Genomic DNA, 16,580 nt, shown 5'->3' on the forward strand with positions numbered 1-16,580 from the left:
CCTAGCGGGAGGTAAATTGGATGGTTCCCTTTAGACTGAAATGATCGTCTATGGCCTGGTCTTTAAGATTCTCGAAAAAGGATGGCGAATTGAAAGTGACCCCGTATTCGGTTCGGTCCATTTGGTGTTCAAATTGCAGGCTGAGGCCTTGGGAACTCTCCGAGATATTGGCTTTAATTCGCTCTTCTTTTGTGTTGCCTTTGATGGTCAGATTTCCGACCAGTTCCACCTCTCCAGTTGCCTGCTTTAAAGGCTCAGTCAAGATGAAAGTGGCTACCGGGAAGCGTTCCACGTCAAAGAAATCCGCATCGCGTAAATGATCTCTCAACTGTTGGTTCTCCTGTTGTAGCGATCGCATATCGATCACAATGTTCAGGGTGTCAATTACTCCGTCCTTCAGGCTAAGCCTTCCGGATAGAAGTTGTAAGCTGCCTTCGGGTGAATAAGAACTATAAGCCGCCTTTCCCTGCCAGCTGATCTGGGTTGGAGTTGCGACTTCTAAGTGTTGAGCCAAAAGGCTAAATGGGACAATCAAAATAAATAGGATAGACTTTTTCATAACTTAATTTTTTGATGTTAAAAGATTGGATGTGGTATGTATGGTTTGGTAGCCACAGATGCGATCGCCTTCGGGAGTAAGGCCGATAAAATACCAAAGGGCCCAACCACCGAATAGCGAATCGCCAACTCGCCAGTTCTCTGTCCAGACATAAGGTTGTCCTTGCAATAGTTGCTCGTTCTTGGTCCCGAAGAATTTGTCAAAGTCTTTTATTGGGTATTGTTGTCTTAAATTCCATTGATCATTGTAATACAGATAAGCCCCAAACTCAACTATGGTTACCGGACCCTCTTTAGAATAGATTACCGTAGCATGTTTCCAGTAATAGTTGGATTCGATCTGAACGGGATGGTTGACCTTAGGAAAATGCTCTACCAATAACTTTCTCTCAAGCTTATTGATCACCTCCGGGAGAGGAGTTTCGGGACTTGGGGTTCCGTAATTGACCTGTGCCTGGGAGATGGCTGATGTTATGATGAATAGGTAAAGGATAAGCTGTCGCATCTGTTTGAATTTTTGACAAATATGAGATGCACAGGGGGTAGCAGTCGTCTCGATTATCTAATTGAGACCTTTTTTTTGGACTTTTTATTCGTCCAGAAGATGTTTAGGTGATCTTCCAGTCAGCTTCACGGTAGCCCGATTAAAGGAAGCTTTGGAATTAAAACCTACCTCAAAGGCCAGGCTTAGCAGGGTGAGTTTTTTGTTATCAGGATCTTTCATTAATTCCTTCAGCGCATCAAGGCGATAACCATTGATGTAGTCATTGAACTTGGTATTTAATACCACTGAGAACAGTCGGGTGAGTATGTACGGCTTCACCTGCAGTTGTTGTGCTAATTCTCTGAGGTGGAGGTTTGGATTCTTGTACAACTGGTCTTCCTTCATGGCCTTGTCCAGGCGTTTGGAAAGGGTTTGGAGTTCTTTCATTTCCTCATCGGAAGGCAGGTCCACTACTTTAAAGGCCGGTGTGTTTCGCCTGGAAAATCCTTCCAGGCCTAACCAATAGGTAATGGCCGCCATGCCAATAAAAATTGGAAGGTTAAAGGTATTGAATGCGAAATCGAAAAACAGCCAGTCGATCAAGGTGATTCCCATGAACAATATCGTGAATGCCATCAGCACAATGATCACCCGTTTTATCCATTGTATGCTATGAGGGATGAGTTTATATCCATGGACATCAGGTGGGTTATTTAGCAGTCTCCAGCACTGAATGCCGTAATAGATGATTAATCCGGCAGAGACCAAAATCATGGTTGGGTGATGCACCCAGATCACATAGCCCCAGTATCCCAACCAGGATAAACTCTCTCTAGTGCCATCCCAATAAAAATTCTGTGCCTTAATAAAGAAACTCCAGACGGTCTCTATACCGACCGGGATAAAATGGATCCAGTCCTTTTTTTGCCATTGGTAGGCGGGATTCACATAAGTGCGCACAAAGAAGTAGATCAAGGCCCCATAGATCCAGTTGAATTCAAGAAGGATATAATACAAGGGGTCTTCATAGGTTCCCCATCCTAGATAATGCAGGATTTCGACGATGAGTCTATATGAAAAGAATAAGAGGATACCAGCCAGGAAACGAAAGGACAGCCGATGAATGCTGTGGTTTCTCCAGAGTATAGAACCATAGATCACGCCTTGCAATGCCCCGGCACCCAAGACGATCAAGATTAGAATGGTCGCTGTCTCCATTCCCTTAAAGATAGGAAAGATCAGGAAGCGATATGCCGTCTGTAATACTGATGTAGTTGGTTGGGTCCGGCACCTAACCAACGTTTCAGATGGATCACCGTAAAATGGTATTGCAGTTTCCAGGTACCGAGTTCGCCATATTTCCTGGCAGAAGTGGTAATATAATCAGGCAGAACAGTGAAATCCGTTTGCTGATATAGCCTGCCGATAAACTCGCAATCTTCGTATATGGTAAAGTCTTCGTTGAATCCTTCCATCTCCAGGAAAAGTTGACGGTCTACAAATAAGGACTGATCTCCCCCCGGAACATGGGGTGATTAAAACGAGTGAACCACTGCGAAAAACCAAGCACCGGGTGGCTCTTGTCAAAACGCATTCGGAAACACCCTGCTCTTTTACCAGCTTCCCATGCTGAAACGATCAACTGTTCAAATGCGGAGGGAAGTGTGGAATCCGCATGCAAGAAATACAGTATCGGGAACTTGGCAACTCTCGCGCCCAGGTTCATTTGCCTTGCCCTTCCGCGCTGCGAGCGCAGCAACCGAATATCAAGCTCGGGATTATTCTTAAGATAATTCTGGACCAGGACCGTGGTCCCGTCTTCACTACCCCCGTCCACAAGTATCACCTCTTGTTGCACGCTGGAAGAGGCATTTCGAAGTTGATGCAGCAATCCCAGGATGGTTTCGGCTTCGTTCAGTATGGGGACAACAACAGAAAGCATTGGGTCTATCTAGCGCAGCTCATTTAGGTTCCAGTCGTATTCCAAATAAGCGATCTTGGTCTTTGGGTCCAAGGGTGTTTCCAGGTAAGGGTTAATAAAACCGATCACATTCTTTTTACCATCCACCTGGAAGTCCTTGGTGAACCATTTAAAGATCTGGGAGATCCTGGCCTTCTTTCCCTCGTATTGGTTCTTATCGCTGTTCAGGAATTCCCTGGTCAATTGATCCAATTGCGCCTCCAACTTGTTTGGTGTAAAAGCCTCGTTCAGCAATCTGGGACAGGAGACAGAAGCACAATTAATGGCAAAATGGATACGTGGTTCGTCCATCTTTCTCAAAATTTCGTGCTCAACGTCGTTCAAGCTAAGCTCATCCTCTCCCAAGCGGACGATTTTTTGATTCCAGGGAGCATTGATCTCTTTGATGCTTTTTAAGGGATAGTTCTGAAGGATCAACTCGACTGTGTAGGCATTGTAGACATTGATGTAATAGGCTAATTTATCTTCCCTGGACCAGTGATCTCCAGGAGGTGTTTTTTGGAGTAGATCCAGATAGATTTTCAACGCATCTCGATCTTCAACAAAACCGGTATAATTAACCCATCCCGCAGCATCCACATGCTTTTGTAACAGGGCGGTCCACTGATCGTGATTGGGAGCCTGCCCTTTCTCAGTATGTTGGGCCATCATATGGCCGGACAAGGTCATACTCAGGACAAGTAGTCCAATTATCATCAAATTTTTCATAGCTAGAGTCTTCAATTAGTTCTTAGAACTTCCCAATGGATACATTTCCTGGTGCAGGAAATCTTCCGGGAAATTCTCGTCACCGGGGAACCCTAATTCGATATCACGACCGTCATACGGAATGTGGTCTGTACCGAAGAGATAATCCCAACAACTCAGGGTTAGTCCGAAGTTTACCCCATACTTTACATCGGCCGGCAGTTTTTTTGCGTGGTGCCAAATGTGCATCTTAGGGTTATTGAAGACATATTTAAGAACACCATAGTCCCAACCCAGGTTGGCGTGATTCAAATGACCCACGGCCAGGGTAGAGAAGTGAACAATGGCTACATCCCTTGCGTCAAATCCGCCAATGAGTGCTATTGGGATGTATAAGAGAGATTTGTAGATCACCGGTTCCATCCAATGGTATCTGAGGTGAGCGGCAAATCCCATCTGCTTCACACTGTGGTGTACTTTGTGGAAATTCCACAGCCAGGGCACCCGATGCAAAAGACGGTGGGTATTCCACTGCACAAAATCAGAAACCAGGAAAAAGATCAACAGGCCCAGGCCCAGGGGCAAGTCGTCAATATCGAAAAGCTGAAGGCTGAAAGTTGAGAGACCAGCCAGGGACAAGAGATCTTCAAATAACTGAGATGCCGCATTGGACAGGGCGATGAGTACGATCAGGTTGAGCAGGAAAAAGTTGAAGAACATATAGAAGGTGTCCAGCCAAAAGTCCTTTCGGAAGATTGGCTGATCTTTTCTCCAGGGAAATCGAATTTCAAGCGCCCAAACGATCAATGACACCAGTATAAGGCCGTAGAAATAATTCTCCCAGTGGAAGCGGGTGATCTCATCGAGCAGATAATTCCAGTATCCGGAATAGGATTCGGCAATCAAGTCTAAATACTTCTTCATCTGCCTTCTGATTTAAACATCAAAGTTAATGATTAATCAGCAGCAACCTCCTCCGTCATAGTGATAGGTGGAAGGGCTGATAAAGATATCGTCACGACCCAGGTCAGCGAGATTAGCAGCCGTCTTGTCGCAAATGGCAATGGGTTGGTTTTTTAATAGTATATGTCCCTTTTTGTCGTCCAGGTATTCTTGGTCCCCAAAGTAAATAGCGGCCTTCCCTGTAAACACGCAGGGTCCGTCAGCCGGCATGGGATCTTTAATAGCCGCCACTTCTATACTTTCTATGTAGATCATCTCTTCAGTGGGATAGTGCTTGGGATCCAAGATGCGATACGGTTTCCGGGCACGGATCTCGATAGTGCCAAAGCCTGCATCGGTCAAAGCCTTCACATATTCGTCTATGGGTAAACTTCCGCTGAGGCAAAGTGCGCGTAGGCGGTCGTCATTGCGCAGGGCCTCGTTCATGGGTTGCTCACAGACGGGATCACTCATGACTAGTCGTCCATGAGGCTTCAATACCCGGTACATTTCGTCTATGGCTTTTTTTAGATCATCTTCTTTAAAGATGTTGAACAAGCAATTCTGTGCAGCCACATCTATGCTATTGTCCTTTACGGGTAGGTTCAGGGCGTCTCCTTTTTTCAGATCGACGAAACTACGGTCGAACCAGGGATTTTGCTCTTCTGCTTGTATAAAATTACGGGCTGATGCTTCCAGCATCTCATCCACTACATCCACTCCGATCACACCTGATGTCTGACGCGAGAAATAGGCAAACTGGAGAAGTTCCATTCCGCCGCCAACCCCAACATATAGTACTTTGGGATTACCGGTCAGGTCCCTGGCATGAACAGTACTGCCACAGCCATAATTCATCTCCTGCATGATCTTGGGAATGGTCAGGCCCGGTAGCTCCCAGACTGGGTTGGTGGTACAACAAAGGCCCACATCCGGGGTCAGTGCAGCATCCTTATAGACGTCGTGAGTGGTTTGTAGATAGCTCATCAGTATGTTGATTTGTTCTTTTAGGTCGAATTATCCGGATCGAAATTACAAAGAGTGGATCAATTCGGTAAAGAGGGTAATCATATTCGGTTCGGCTTTGCTGGCCATGGCAATAATATCGTCGATATCCACTGGTTGTAGATTATCCGGGTCACATTCGTCGGTCAAAACCGATACAGCGGACACCGGAATTTTCAAGTGATTGGCTACAATGATCTCCGGCACAGTACTCATCCCGACGGCGTCTGCGCCAATGGTTCGCAAGTAGCGATATTCTGCCCGGGTCTCTAACTGAGGCCCCATGACGCTCACATAGACACCTTGGTGCAAAGTGATATTCTGAGCTTTAGCGATCTGGGTTAATTTTTCGTTCATCTGCCGGTCATAGGGTTCCATCATATCGACAAAGCGAACACCCAACTGATCTACTCCTTTGAATGCCAGAGGTGATCCTCCCTGAAGGTTAATGTGATCGTCTATCAGCATAATTTCCCCTTTCTTAAAGCTGAGGTTGATCGCTCCGGAAGCATTGCTCACCAGCAGTCGTTTAATACCCAATTCTTTCATCACGCGAACGGGAAAGGTCACATCGAACAAACTGTATCCTTCGTATAGGTGAAATCGGCCTTGCATGACCACCACCTTTTTCCCTGCCAGGTTACCGTAAATGAGTTTGCCTTTGTGGAATTCGACGGTTGCCGTTGGAAAGTTGGGGATGTGATTATAGCTCACCTCATTGATGACCTCGATATGGTCCACCAGTTTACCGAGTCCGGTTCCCAGTATTATCCCTATTTCGGGATTTTCAAATCCGCGGTCCTGCAAGAATTCAGAGGCCTGTTGTATGCGTTTAATCATGTTTTATATGTTTTAAAAAAGGCTGAAAGACTGGAATATCAATGATATCAGAGAGATAATCGGCATCGTTCCGTTCGCTAAGAAGGCAGACCGAATGTTCGTCCAGATCGGCCAGGGTTTGATCGAGGACTTGGTCGGTTCCCCAAGTTTTGTTCGCGAAGATCCCAGGGACCATTTGACACATGCCCAGCAAATAATAGCCTCCATCTTGAGCTGGTCCCAGTACCACATCGTGCTGCTTCAACTGCTCAAATGCTTTTACAATGTCTTCACTTTCCAGGTCGTAAAGATCGCTACCTATGATGACAATTCGCTTAAATCCGGCCTCAAATCCTTGTTCAAATGCGCTTTGCATTTTTTCGCCCAGGTCCCCGTCTGCTTGTATCCGTTTGTGATATCCGAAATCCTGCCAGAGGTCATCTGTCGCAATTTCATCTGAGTAATGAACCTGTTTTTCTTGTTTCAACCCGGAGGTGATGGATTTGGTTCGTTCCAACAGAAAGGTATATATCGCCAGGGCAGTTTCGTCTCCCACATCCTTGGCCAGGCGCGTCTTAACTTTTCCCAGTTCCGGGTTACGAACAAAAATAATGAGTAATTCCTCGGACATTTAGGTGCTATTTCAAATAAGTGATCAGACTACAGCTCCCTGACAACTACTTCCAGCTCCCGCTGTACATCCGTAGCAATGTTGGGAGATCACGATCTTCCTGTCTTGAAGTAAATCTTCTTGGTACTCGCTAATATGCTTTACCGGACTCGCTACGCCTAAGCCCAACATCTGGTTGAAGTCACAGTCGTACAACCATCCATCCCAACTAACCGATAAGGTATTGGTGCACATAACGTTTTGTACTGCAGCCGGGTTGTAGGCCTCTACCAAAGCATACATATAATCTTCGTAATTGTCTGAGGCGATTAAATAATCCAGGAAGCGCGAAATAGGTAGATTAGTAATGGCAAATAGATCGTGGAACTGAATTCCAAAATCTTCTAATAAGGCCTTTTTAAAATGGGCCTGAAGCCCAGCCTGATCTCCGGGTAGGAAAGCACCACTCGGGTTATAGACCAGATCCAGTTTTAATGGACTATCCGGCATTCCATATCCCACTGCATTCAGCATTTTTAGTGCCTCTATAGAAGCATCAAAGACACCGTCTCCTCTTTGTTTGTCTGTTTTGCCACGGGTCCAATGCGGCATGGAACTCACCACATGGATGTTGTACTTTTTAAAGAACTCCGGCAGGTCGTAATATTTCTTGTTGGCCCGAATGATGGTCAGGTTGGATCGGACAATGAAATCGGAAATCCCGGCCTTGGCAGCTTCTTCCACAAACCACCGGAAATCCGGATTCATTTCTGGGGCACCCCCGGTCAGATCCAGAGTATGAGCCCCAGTTCTTTTGATCACATCCAGGCATTGCTGCATGGTTTCTCGTGTCATGATCTCCTTTCGGTCAGGACCTGCATCGACATGGCAATGCTCGCAGACCTGATTGCACATATAGCCTACGTTGATCTGTAAAATTTCAAGTCTACGCGGCCTTAATGGGAAATGTCCATTCTCCGCTATCTTTTCTGCGAATGTGGGTAATTCTCCATCCTGGAAAATGCCGTTGGACAGTATTTCCAGCTGACGTTTGGCCTGGGCCAATTCGCTGTCTCTTTTTTTTAGGGATTGTGTCTTGATCTTGGTCATAGCATAGGACGATCTATCCGTCCAGTTTATTCACTTTATTCATCATCTGTACCCCATGCACCAGGCTAGCACCACTCTGTATGGCTGCTCCTACATGAACAGCTTCCATCATCTCTTCCTTGGTGATTCCGCGTTGCAGGCCGTCTTTGGTGTAGGCATCTATGCAATAGGGACAGCGTTCAGTATGTGCAACGGCAAGTGCGATCAGAGATTTCTCCCTGGCGGTCAACGCTCCTTCCTGAAACACACTATTGTAGTACTCAAAGAACTTGCTGCCTAAATCTTCTTGCCAGTCGGTGATCTTACCAAATTTTCTGAGGTCCTTCGGGTCGTAATAGGATTGATCGGCCATGATTGGAACGATGGATTAAAGTTGAATTGAGCTCTAAATATAACAACTAGTCCGCGGAAGCCCGGAATACTTACAAAAGAATTAAGAACTAATCGAAGGTGTAGGTTAGTCCAGTACTGAACCTGTATTGAGATGTGGGAATGTCCTGAGCTGGAAAAGGATCGTAAAAAAACCGATAGGTAATGGACAGCAGTAATTTGTCAATGATGTCCAGAGAGAAGGTGGAGTCACTGGAAATTCGGTAGTCATTCAGTTTTCTGAATAGTGGTTGATAGTAGGTTGTACTCACAAAGGACATGCGATCGTTCGGGTAAAGGCTGATCGATAGATAGGCGCTACCGCGAACATCCCTGAAAATATCGCCTGTGCCGTCAGAAAGCTCCTCGTATTCGTACATGACCAGGGTTCCAATGTAAATTTTGTACTTCTCTTTCTCCGACAATTTAAATCTGGGACCTGTACCCAATAATCCCCTGAAGTCGATCAAGGCAACCCTGTTGTACTGAGCTTGTGCAAAGAACTCCCAGCGAATCATGGGCCGGAACTTGTAGTTGTAGCGCAAGTGGGTGATGCCATTGTTGGCAAAGTCCTCACCATCGATCTTTAAGAAATTCACATTGTTTCTCAGTAGAGCCAGATGATTCCCTTTTTTATATTGAACCAAGAGGTCATTGGAGATCCCAAAGAATTCATTCACATTGCGAACCAGGGAGAACTCCAGGCCAATGTATCCGGAAAAACCAGCAGTATCTGTTACTTTTCGAAGATTTTCTACATTCAGGATCTGGGCCTGAACACTATAGGAGAGTGAGGCAAACAGCAGAAGCCCCAAAAAATAGCGCATAAGGTTGAGGTTGGTCTAGGTCTAATTTAGTAAAACCCCAACAAATCGATTACCTAATGTGGTAATTTATCCTTGATCAGGCCGTAGATAAATGTGCCGATAACGGCAAAGAGAATCACGATAATCAGGGAAGGAAATCCGGCTCCAACCAAGGTGAACATAGGGCCGGGACAGGCTCCCGCAAGACCCCAACCCAGACCAAAGATGATCCCTCCGATCAGGTACCGTGGGATACTCATATTCTTAGGTTGAAATTCGATGTTTTTCCCGGAAACTGATTTGATGTGGCGTCGCTTGATCAGCTGTACGATGATCACGCCCAATACCACAGCGGTACCGATTATACCGTACATATGGAAGGCCTTGAACTGGAACATCTCAAAAATGCGGAACCAGGAGGCTGCCTCAGATTTGAACATGGTTATCCCTAAGAGAAGTCCTGCAAAAATATATCCTAGTGTTCGCATACTTAAAAGATTAAAGGGAATAACAAATGAACCATGATCAGGCCGCCTAGGAAGAAACCTATTACTGCTATCAGGGAGGGAAGCTGTAAGTCGCTGAGACCTGAAATTGCATGACCAGAGGTACAACCGCCGGCATATCGGGCTCCAAAACCGACCAGGAATCCTCCAAAAGCCAGGATCAGGAAGGGTTTAAGACTCCGTGCGTTTTCCCAATCAAAGATCTCCGCTGGCAAATAGCTGCTGCCGGCACTGGCAAATCCGTAATCTTGTTGTAGTTGTTCGATCACTACTGGGTTAATATCCGGTATCTGGTTATCGCTCATAAAATTGGCAGCCAGATAACCCCCAATAATAGCACCGACCAGAACCCAGAGGTTCCACTTTTGCGATTTCCAGTCAAATTGAAAGAAACTTGCCTTTTTTCCAGCACCACAAATACTACATATGGTTCGGAGATTTCCGGATACCCCAAAGTTCTTGTCCAACAACAAGAGTATGGTCATAACCAGGGCTATGGCTGCCCCAGAAACATACCAGGGCCAGGGTTGAAGCAAATAATCCATCATGGGCAATTTTTCTGTAAAGAAAGTTTGAACATCAGTCTTCTTCGGTAACCTGGGTTACCAAACTCGGGTCACACTTCTTTTCCTTTCATCATTTTGTTCCAATACAGGTATGGCAGGCCGTATTTCTTTAACATCCATAGTCGCCAATGCTCCTTGGAACTGTCAAACACCAACATCTGTTTCAGTTTGGGGTCTGGAGTAAAATTACCACCGTAATCAAACTCAGCCAGAACCATTTTACCATAACCTGTGACCAGTGGGCAAGAAGAATATCCATCGTATGATTTATTGCCTTTAGCTTTGCTCGCAATTAGTTTAAGAATATTATCTACAACCACTGGGACCGGTTTGCGGATTGCCGCCCCGGTCTTAGCCGTTGGCAGGGCTGCAACATCTCCGAGTCCGAAAATGTTCTCGTATTTATTGTGCTGCAGGCTGTGTTTGTCTACATCCAACCATCCTGCCTCATTGGATAGGTCAGAATTACGAATAAATTCCGGAGCTGCCTGAGGTGGTGCAAGGTGCAACATGTCGTAAGGCATCTCGATAATTGCCTCGCCGGAAAGGCTTTCACCTAATTCGTTATCCTCGTATATTACACATTTATTCTCCCCCTGAGCCGTATGTTTGAAATAGATGATCTGATTGTCAGAATCAATCTTGAATGGGGCATAGAAGGGTTTAAAATGGATGTCATAGCGGTCCAGGACCTTGGTCAAGGTGTCTCGGATAGGTTTCACCCCAAATATCACCGATCCAGGAGTAGCGAAAACAGTATTGATGTCTTTCTTCACCCCAGATCTACGGAAATGATCCGAGGCCAGATAAGCGATCTTTTGAGGGGCTCCACCACATTTTATGGGAGTAGTTGGTTGAGTAAAAACAGCATTACCTTTTTTGAACTTGCTGATCACATCCCAGGTCTTTTCTGGATCCGTGTAAATACTACAAACATTATCTTTTTTTAGTGCTTCGGTCAAGCCTTCGCACAGTGAAGTGTCCACAACTAAACCAGGAGCTACCACCAGGTATTCGTAATTGATCCTTCCACTCGCCCTGGTTTGGACACCGTTTTCGGTTGGAGTGAATCCGGTGGCATAATCCTGTACCCAATCGACCCCGTCCGGGATCAGTTCTTTCATGGGTTTTTTAGTCTTTTCGTAGTCATAGGTACCAGCGCCTACCAGAGTCCATGCCGGTTGGTAGTAGTGGTATTCTGCCGGATCAATAATCGCTATGGTTAAGGACCTTTCCTTACGCTTCAATTGTGCTGCCGTCATGATCCCGGCAGTTCCACCACCGATGATCAGTACTTGATAATGTGATTTCATAGGTCAGGTATTAATTTTTTCAATGTATATCAATTTGCAGACCCTGGAAGTAACCAATGTTACATTAGTCAGATAAGCTGATATTTATCATAAAAAAGGCCCGGATTAACCGGGCCTTACAACCTAACCTATAACAAAGTGGTGGGACATTTGTACTCCGATTTGGGTACGTCGGTCTCGGCAATCGCCTTAAAACCGCCGATCACATCAGTGATCTGATCCCAACCTCTTTGTTTCAATATGGAAGAAGCGATCATGGAACGATATCCACCAGCACAGTGCAATACAATTGGTTTGTCTTTGGGGAACTGGGCCAGGTGTTCATTGATCTGGTTTAGCGGAACGTTAATTGCCCCGATCACATGTTCGCTATCAAATTCACTTTTCTTTCTCACGTCAAAGACCAGTGCCTCGTTCTCCTGGAAGGCCTGTTGGAATTGGTCAGCGTCCATTCGCGCTACCGAATTGTATGGCATCTTCTTATCACTCCAACTCTCAAAACCGCCCTCCAGATAACCGATTACATTGTCGTATCCAACTCGGGACAGACGGGTGATGGCCTCTTCTTGTTTTCCGGGATAGGTGATCAACAGTATCTTTTGCTTTACGCTGGGGATCATTTCCCCTACCCACATGGCAAAGCTTCCTTCCAGCCCGATATTTATACTATTGGGGACAAAACCTTTGGAGAAATCCTCGGCATCCCGGGTATCCAACATCAAGGCTCCTGTTTCGTTGGCAGCAGCTTCAAAGGCCGCTACCGATAGGGGAGACTTGGCTCGGTCCATGACGGTTTCCAGACTTTCGTATCCCTGGATGTTCATTAACACATTCTGCGGAAAGTAACCCGGAGGAGTGGTCAGACCCGTAAGTAGTTCTTTCACAAATTCTTCCTTCGTCATATCCGCTCTCAGGGCATAATTGGTCTTTTTCTGGTTACCCAAGGTATCGGTGGTTTCTTTGCTCATCATCTTACCACATGCAGATCCAGCCCCGTGATTGGGGTAAACAATAAGGTCGTCACTAAGCGGCATGATCTTGTTACGTAAGGAATCGAAGAGGTGACCAGCTAATTTTTCTTCGGTGAGATCTGCGATTACATGCTGCGCCAGGTCAGGACGACCAACATCGCCAATGAATAAGGTATCACCTGTAACAATTCCGTGTTCCTGACCCTTCTCGTCAATGAGCATATAGGTTGTGCTCTCCATGGTGTGCCCTGGTGTGTGGATCACCTTGACCTGGTAATCACCTACCTGGAAGATCTGACCATCTTCTGCAACGATGGCATCATAACCTGGTTTGGCCGATGGTCCAAAGACGATCTGGGCTCCCGTATGTTTTTGCAGGTCCAGGTGCCCGCTGACAAAATCGGCGTGGAAGTGAGTTTCAAACACGTATTTGATCTTCGCATTGTCACGTTTGGCACGATCCATATAGGGAATGACTTCTCTTAGGGGGTCAAAGATGGCGGCTTCGCCATTGCTTTCAATATAATATGCCGCGTGGGCAAGGCAACCAGTGTATATCTGTTCAACTTTCATAGTAGTTAGATTTTAAAAGTTGAATACAAATGTATAGGCCAGAAAGGAGGTGGGCAGTAACTTATGTTACACAGGGATCAGGAGGTTAACTCCATGAAGATGATGTAGATACCCATGATCAGAACAAACCAGCCAAAGGCCGTTTTCAGACGTTTGCCATCGATGAATTTATTCAGCCATATCCCAATGAAAATACCGATCACTGAAATCGCTGTGAAGAGTAGCAGGAATGGCCAATCGATGAATTGATATTCTACATCCCCAATAAAACCGATCAGGGATTTAATAGCTATGATCAACAAGGAGGTTGCCACGGCTTTCTTCATGGGTAACCTTGCCAGCAGGACCAAAGCTGGTATAATGAGGAAGCCTCCTCCGGCACCGACTATTCCGGTAATCAGTCCTACCAAGGTGCCTTCGATCACGATCAGGGGATAATTGTATTTGACCTCGAGTTCCTCTTCTTGCTCCTTCCGATTATCCTTGATCATAGACACTGCTGCCACTAACATGACGATGGCAAAGAAGATCATGATCCCCATTTGTTTATCCAGTATGAATCCATTGATATCCAGCAGGGTTTCCGGGATGGCAGGGACGATAAACTTACGGGTAATGTAAACTGCAATGAACGCAGGGATAGAGAAGACAATGGCCGTTCTGTAATCCACCAGGCCTTTTTGCATATTCCGAAAGGCTCCAACCAAAGCGGCAACACCCACGACAAATAGGGAATAGGCCGTGGCGGTCACTGGGTTGATGTACATCAGGTATACCAGAACCGGTACGGTTAGTATGGATCCGCCACCACCGATAAGTCCAAGTACGACCCCGATCAGTAGTGCTCCAAAATATCCCAGTAATTCAGTTATCTCCAAAGGAAGTTCTTCTTGTATCCGGATACAAAACTAAGACAATGGTTGCGGAAGATATGTAACCTGGGTCACACTTGGTGTTCCAGGTCGATCAGTTCGATGTGATTTCGGCCCAAGTGAATTCGGCCATCCAACTCCAGTTTCTTAAGTAGCCTGGAGATTACCACCCTGGAGGTGTGCAATTCGTGAGCGATCTGCTGGTGGGTATTGTGAATGATGTTCTCGTGAGTGACCGATGCTTTGTCCTGTAAATACTTCAGGAGCCGCCGATCCATATTCATAAATGCGATCGTATCTATTGCCTCCAGCATCTCCATTAATCGATGGTGATAACTTTCAAAAACGAAGTTGCGCCAGGTCTTATACTTGGCGGTCCATTCTTCCATCTTTTGAACTGGAATCATCATTAGTGTGGTGTCCAGCTCTGTTACAGCTCTGATCTCACTGATAGTCTGGCCCAGGCAACAGGACATAGTCATGGCACAGGTATCACCTCGTTCCAAGAAATACAAAAGCAGTTCATCCCCGTCGTCGTCCAGACGCATGATCTTAATGGCACCTTCCAATAGGAGTGGAATGCTCTTAACATATTGACCGATATCCATAAGGGTAGTACCAGCCGGGACTTCTTTTAATACGCCAACCTCCTCTATCTCCTCCAGCAAGGCGAGTTCGAAATGATCGGCATAAGCTTGTCGTAAGGATTTGATCATAATCAGCAAAATTAGGCTTCAGGCATAAAAATCGAATGATATTTCTCAGTTAATGCGTAGACGACTTATCGCAGCCAGGCTGAGCCCACAGTGATATAGAATGCCCAATCCTCAGGTCCACGGGCAATGTCTGCTCCAGCTCGTATGCCCAATCCCCTAGCCAGGAGATATCGAAAGCCTCCACCCAAAGACCAGACCACTTCGTCGTTAACAAAATTATCTCGAGATTGAAAAGCCGCTCCCATACCAGCAAAACCTACTCCGCTCCAGCGCAGATTAAAATTGTAGAGGTGTTCGGTCTCAATTAGACCCGTCACCTGTCCTTGGTAACGCAAAGCGGGTACGCCTCGCATATATACATCCGGTCTAGCGTAGAAGGGTGTCGAATCTGTGACCATACTGCCGTCCAGCCTCAGGGCTGGAACATAACTTTCACTGACCGGCCAATACCAATAAGTGTGAAAATTGAGCCTTCCCCAGTCTTTGGTGCTTCCCAAGAATTCAAAGTTTTGCTCATAGCTCAGATGCAGTTTTAAACCATCCGATGGTGTAAAGGGATTATTCCGGCTGTCGTATTCGGTGATTAGGGAGACACCGCTATTAACCAGATTCAGGTCTATCGGGTCAACTATTTCGTTGCCTGCAAATAGCGGAATATCCACATTCGCATATTTGTATTCGCCTCCCAGGAAAAAGTTGGTTCCTTTTAAGCGAAACAAGGCCCTTTGAATAAAGGTGAAGGACTTGAGCTGAAACTCTAGTTCTCGACCTCTGCGGGTGTAAAAGGACAAGTTGAATTCTCCATAACCTGCGAATCCCTGATATCGAATATGATCGGCATTCCAATATCCAATATATCCTCCGCCAGCTAACCAGGAACCATTGGATGTTAGACCTCCCGCTGCCAAGACGAGATCGGGGCGGTGGGTCGGGTCTTCTTTGGGTATAAAATAGACCGCCGCAAGCACTCCACCGTAGCCAACTGCTGGTTCTGTTATGGGTGAAATAATCGGTAAGACCCCATCAGCTTCCAGGACGAAACGGGTAAAATCCAACTTTCCATCCAGGGTATCTATCAGTATCTTCTTTTTTTCCTGGGCCTGTATCGATTCAATAACCACTAAACTCAGCAGGACCAAGGTCAAATATTGAAAGCCAATTCGCACTATCTTCTCAGAAAATGTGGGTAATTTCATGCGATAGCAAGGGCTTGAGGCTGGTAAGAGAAGATCGCCTCACAATCCATCACATCCTCTATATTTTCCAGTTCGCAGAGTTTTGAGATCACCGCGATCAGCCCGTGGAATTGAAGGTCTTTGTTCATTGGATCCTTTGGTTTCGAATTTCTGCCATTAATAGGTAAGACATATCCACAACCGGAGAGAAATGCCTTTTCAATAGACAGTAATTCACTTGGGCTATAACCGTTGAAGCGTTTTCCAAAGGCTTCATTTACGTGGCCCACATAGGTAAGGGTTGTAGATCCGTGATATTTAGCAAAGTGCTTCCAATAATCCTTATTGTCCAGTAAATTACCAACAGCACATTGGTTACAACATTCGGGATTCAAGTTTCCTTGGTGAAAGGCCTGATAAAGTTTGGAAATGGCTGCTTCAAATCGTGAAGAATAGGTTTTCATAGCGAATCTTTAGGATACACTAATTTACCAAATATTCCCCAACTCAAAAAAGG

Annotated in this window: 21 protein-coding genes; all 21 read right to left on the bottom strand. The window is 45.8% G+C overall.

What is annotated here, in order from left to right; all coding sequences use genetic code 11:
- Position 1: 1 nt before the first annotated feature.
- The 21 genes from BST85_RS00360 to BST85_RS00455 all read right to left on the bottom strand — a co-directional run bounded on the left by BST85_RS00360 (position 2) and on the right by BST85_RS00455 (position 16,527).
- Positions 2–559 carry a YceI family protein gene (locus BST85_RS00360; protein ID WP_104811441.1) on the bottom strand — a complete coding sequence of 186 codons (558 nt, stop codon included), beginning with the start codon at positions 557–559 and terminating at the stop codon, positions 2–4.
- Between the two features lie 3 nt (positions 560–562).
- Positions 563–1,063, bottom strand: a complete 501-nt coding sequence (locus BST85_RS00365; RefSeq protein WP_104811442.1) for a hypothetical protein — start codon at positions 1,061–1,063, stop codon at positions 563–565.
- A gap of 84 nt (positions 1,064–1,147) precedes the next feature.
- On the bottom strand, positions 1,148–2,260 hold the full coding sequence (locus tag BST85_RS00370; protein WP_104811443.1) for a helix-turn-helix domain-containing protein: 1,113 nt from the start codon (positions 2,258–2,260) through the stop codon (positions 1,148–1,150).
- Positions 2,261–2,280: 20 nt separating this feature from the next.
- Positions 2,281–2,517, bottom strand: coding sequence for a glycosyltransferase family protein (locus BST85_RS14405; RefSeq protein WP_245917602.1), 237 nt, complete (start codon positions 2,515–2,517; stop codon positions 2,281–2,283).
- A gap of 20 nt (positions 2,518–2,537) precedes the next feature.
- Positions 2,538–2,984, bottom strand: coding sequence for a glycosyltransferase (locus BST85_RS14410; RefSeq protein WP_245917603.1), 447 nt, complete (start codon positions 2,982–2,984; stop codon positions 2,538–2,540).
- Between the two features lie 9 nt (positions 2,985–2,993).
- Positions 2,994–3,731, bottom strand: coding sequence for a DUF547 domain-containing protein (locus BST85_RS00380; protein ID WP_104811444.1), 738 nt, complete (start codon positions 3,729–3,731; stop codon positions 2,994–2,996).
- A gap of 15 nt (positions 3,732–3,746) precedes the next feature.
- The gene (locus BST85_RS00385) at positions 3,747–4,634 is read right to left on the bottom strand and encodes a sterol desaturase family protein (RefSeq protein ID WP_104811445.1); all 888 of its coding nucleotides are present in this window, start codon (positions 4,632–4,634) and stop codon (positions 3,747–3,749) included.
- A gap of 36 nt (positions 4,635–4,670) precedes the next feature.
- Positions 4,671–5,639 (bottom strand): arsenosugar biosynthesis arsenite methyltransferase ArsM, encoded by a 969-nt coding sequence (gene arsM / locus BST85_RS00390; protein WP_104811446.1) that lies wholly within the window; start codon positions 5,637–5,639, stop codon positions 4,671–4,673.
- Between the two features lie 45 nt (positions 5,640–5,684).
- Positions 5,685–6,497, bottom strand: coding sequence for a purine-nucleoside phosphorylase (locus BST85_RS00395; protein WP_104811447.1), 813 nt, complete (start codon positions 6,495–6,497; stop codon positions 5,685–5,687).
- Positions 6,490–7,107 (bottom strand): TIGR04282 family arsenosugar biosynthesis glycosyltransferase, encoded by a 618-nt coding sequence (locus BST85_RS00400; protein ID WP_104811448.1) that lies wholly within the window; start codon positions 7,105–7,107, stop codon positions 6,490–6,492. The genes BST85_RS00395 and BST85_RS00400 overlap by 8 nt, the downstream gene beginning before the upstream one ends.
- A gap of 24 nt (positions 7,108–7,131) precedes the next feature.
- Positions 7,132–8,187, bottom strand: coding sequence for an arsenosugar biosynthesis radical SAM (seleno)protein ArsS (gene arsS, locus BST85_RS00405; protein WP_104813840.1), 1,056 nt, complete (start codon positions 8,185–8,187; stop codon positions 7,132–7,134).
- Positions 8,188–8,209: 22 nt separating this feature from the next.
- The gene (locus BST85_RS00410; RefSeq protein WP_104811449.1) at positions 8,210–8,548 is read right to left on the bottom strand and encodes an arsenosugar biosynthesis-associated peroxidase-like protein; all 339 of its coding nucleotides are present in this window, start codon (positions 8,546–8,548) and stop codon (positions 8,210–8,212) included.
- A gap of 88 nt (positions 8,549–8,636) precedes the next feature.
- Positions 8,637–9,392 (bottom strand): DUF481 domain-containing protein, encoded by a 756-nt coding sequence (locus BST85_RS00415; RefSeq protein WP_104811450.1) that lies wholly within the window; start codon positions 9,390–9,392, stop codon positions 8,637–8,639.
- A 53-nt stretch (positions 9,393–9,445) separates the two neighbouring features.
- Positions 9,446–9,859, bottom strand: coding sequence for a DUF6691 family protein (locus BST85_RS00420; protein ID WP_104811451.1), 414 nt, complete (start codon positions 9,857–9,859; stop codon positions 9,446–9,448).
- A 2-nt stretch (positions 9,860–9,861) separates the two neighbouring features.
- Positions 9,862–10,422: a YeeE/YedE family protein gene (locus tag BST85_RS00425; RefSeq protein ID WP_104813841.1), complete on the bottom strand. Its 561-nt coding sequence runs from the start codon at positions 10,420–10,422 to the stop codon at positions 9,862–9,864.
- A 71-nt stretch (positions 10,423–10,493) separates the two neighbouring features.
- Positions 10,494–11,756, bottom strand: a complete 1,263-nt coding sequence (locus BST85_RS00430; protein WP_104811452.1) for an NAD(P)/FAD-dependent oxidoreductase — start codon at positions 11,754–11,756, stop codon at positions 10,494–10,496.
- Positions 11,757–11,884: 128 nt separating this feature from the next.
- The gene (locus BST85_RS00435) at positions 11,885–13,300 is read right to left on the bottom strand and encodes an MBL fold metallo-hydrolase (protein WP_104811453.1); all 1,416 of its coding nucleotides are present in this window, start codon (positions 13,298–13,300) and stop codon (positions 11,885–11,887) included.
- A gap of 77 nt (positions 13,301–13,377) precedes the next feature.
- Entirely contained in the window at positions 13,378–14,178 is an 801-nt protein-coding gene (locus tag BST85_RS00440) for a sulfite exporter TauE/SafE family protein (protein WP_104811454.1), read from the bottom strand.
- Between the two features lie 65 nt (positions 14,179–14,243).
- Positions 14,244–14,888: a Crp/Fnr family transcriptional regulator gene (locus tag BST85_RS00445; RefSeq protein WP_104811455.1), complete on the bottom strand. Its 645-nt coding sequence runs from the start codon at positions 14,886–14,888 to the stop codon at positions 14,244–14,246.
- Between the two features lie 65 nt (positions 14,889–14,953).
- Positions 14,954–16,084, bottom strand: coding sequence for a BamA/TamA family outer membrane protein (locus BST85_RS00450; protein ID WP_104811456.1), 1,131 nt, complete (start codon positions 16,082–16,084; stop codon positions 14,954–14,956).
- Positions 16,081–16,527 (bottom strand): Na(+)-translocating NADH-quinone reductase subunit F, encoded by a 447-nt coding sequence (locus BST85_RS00455; protein WP_104811457.1) that lies wholly within the window; start codon positions 16,525–16,527, stop codon positions 16,081–16,083. Before BST85_RS00455 ends, BST85_RS00450 begins: the two co-directional genes overlap by 4 nt.
- Positions 16,528–16,580: the final 53 nt, after the last annotated feature.

Source organism: Aureitalea marina, from assembly GCF_002943755.1.
GTDB classification, from domain to species: domain Bacteria; phylum Bacteroidota; class Bacteroidia; order Flavobacteriales; family Flavobacteriaceae; genus Aureitalea; species Aureitalea marina.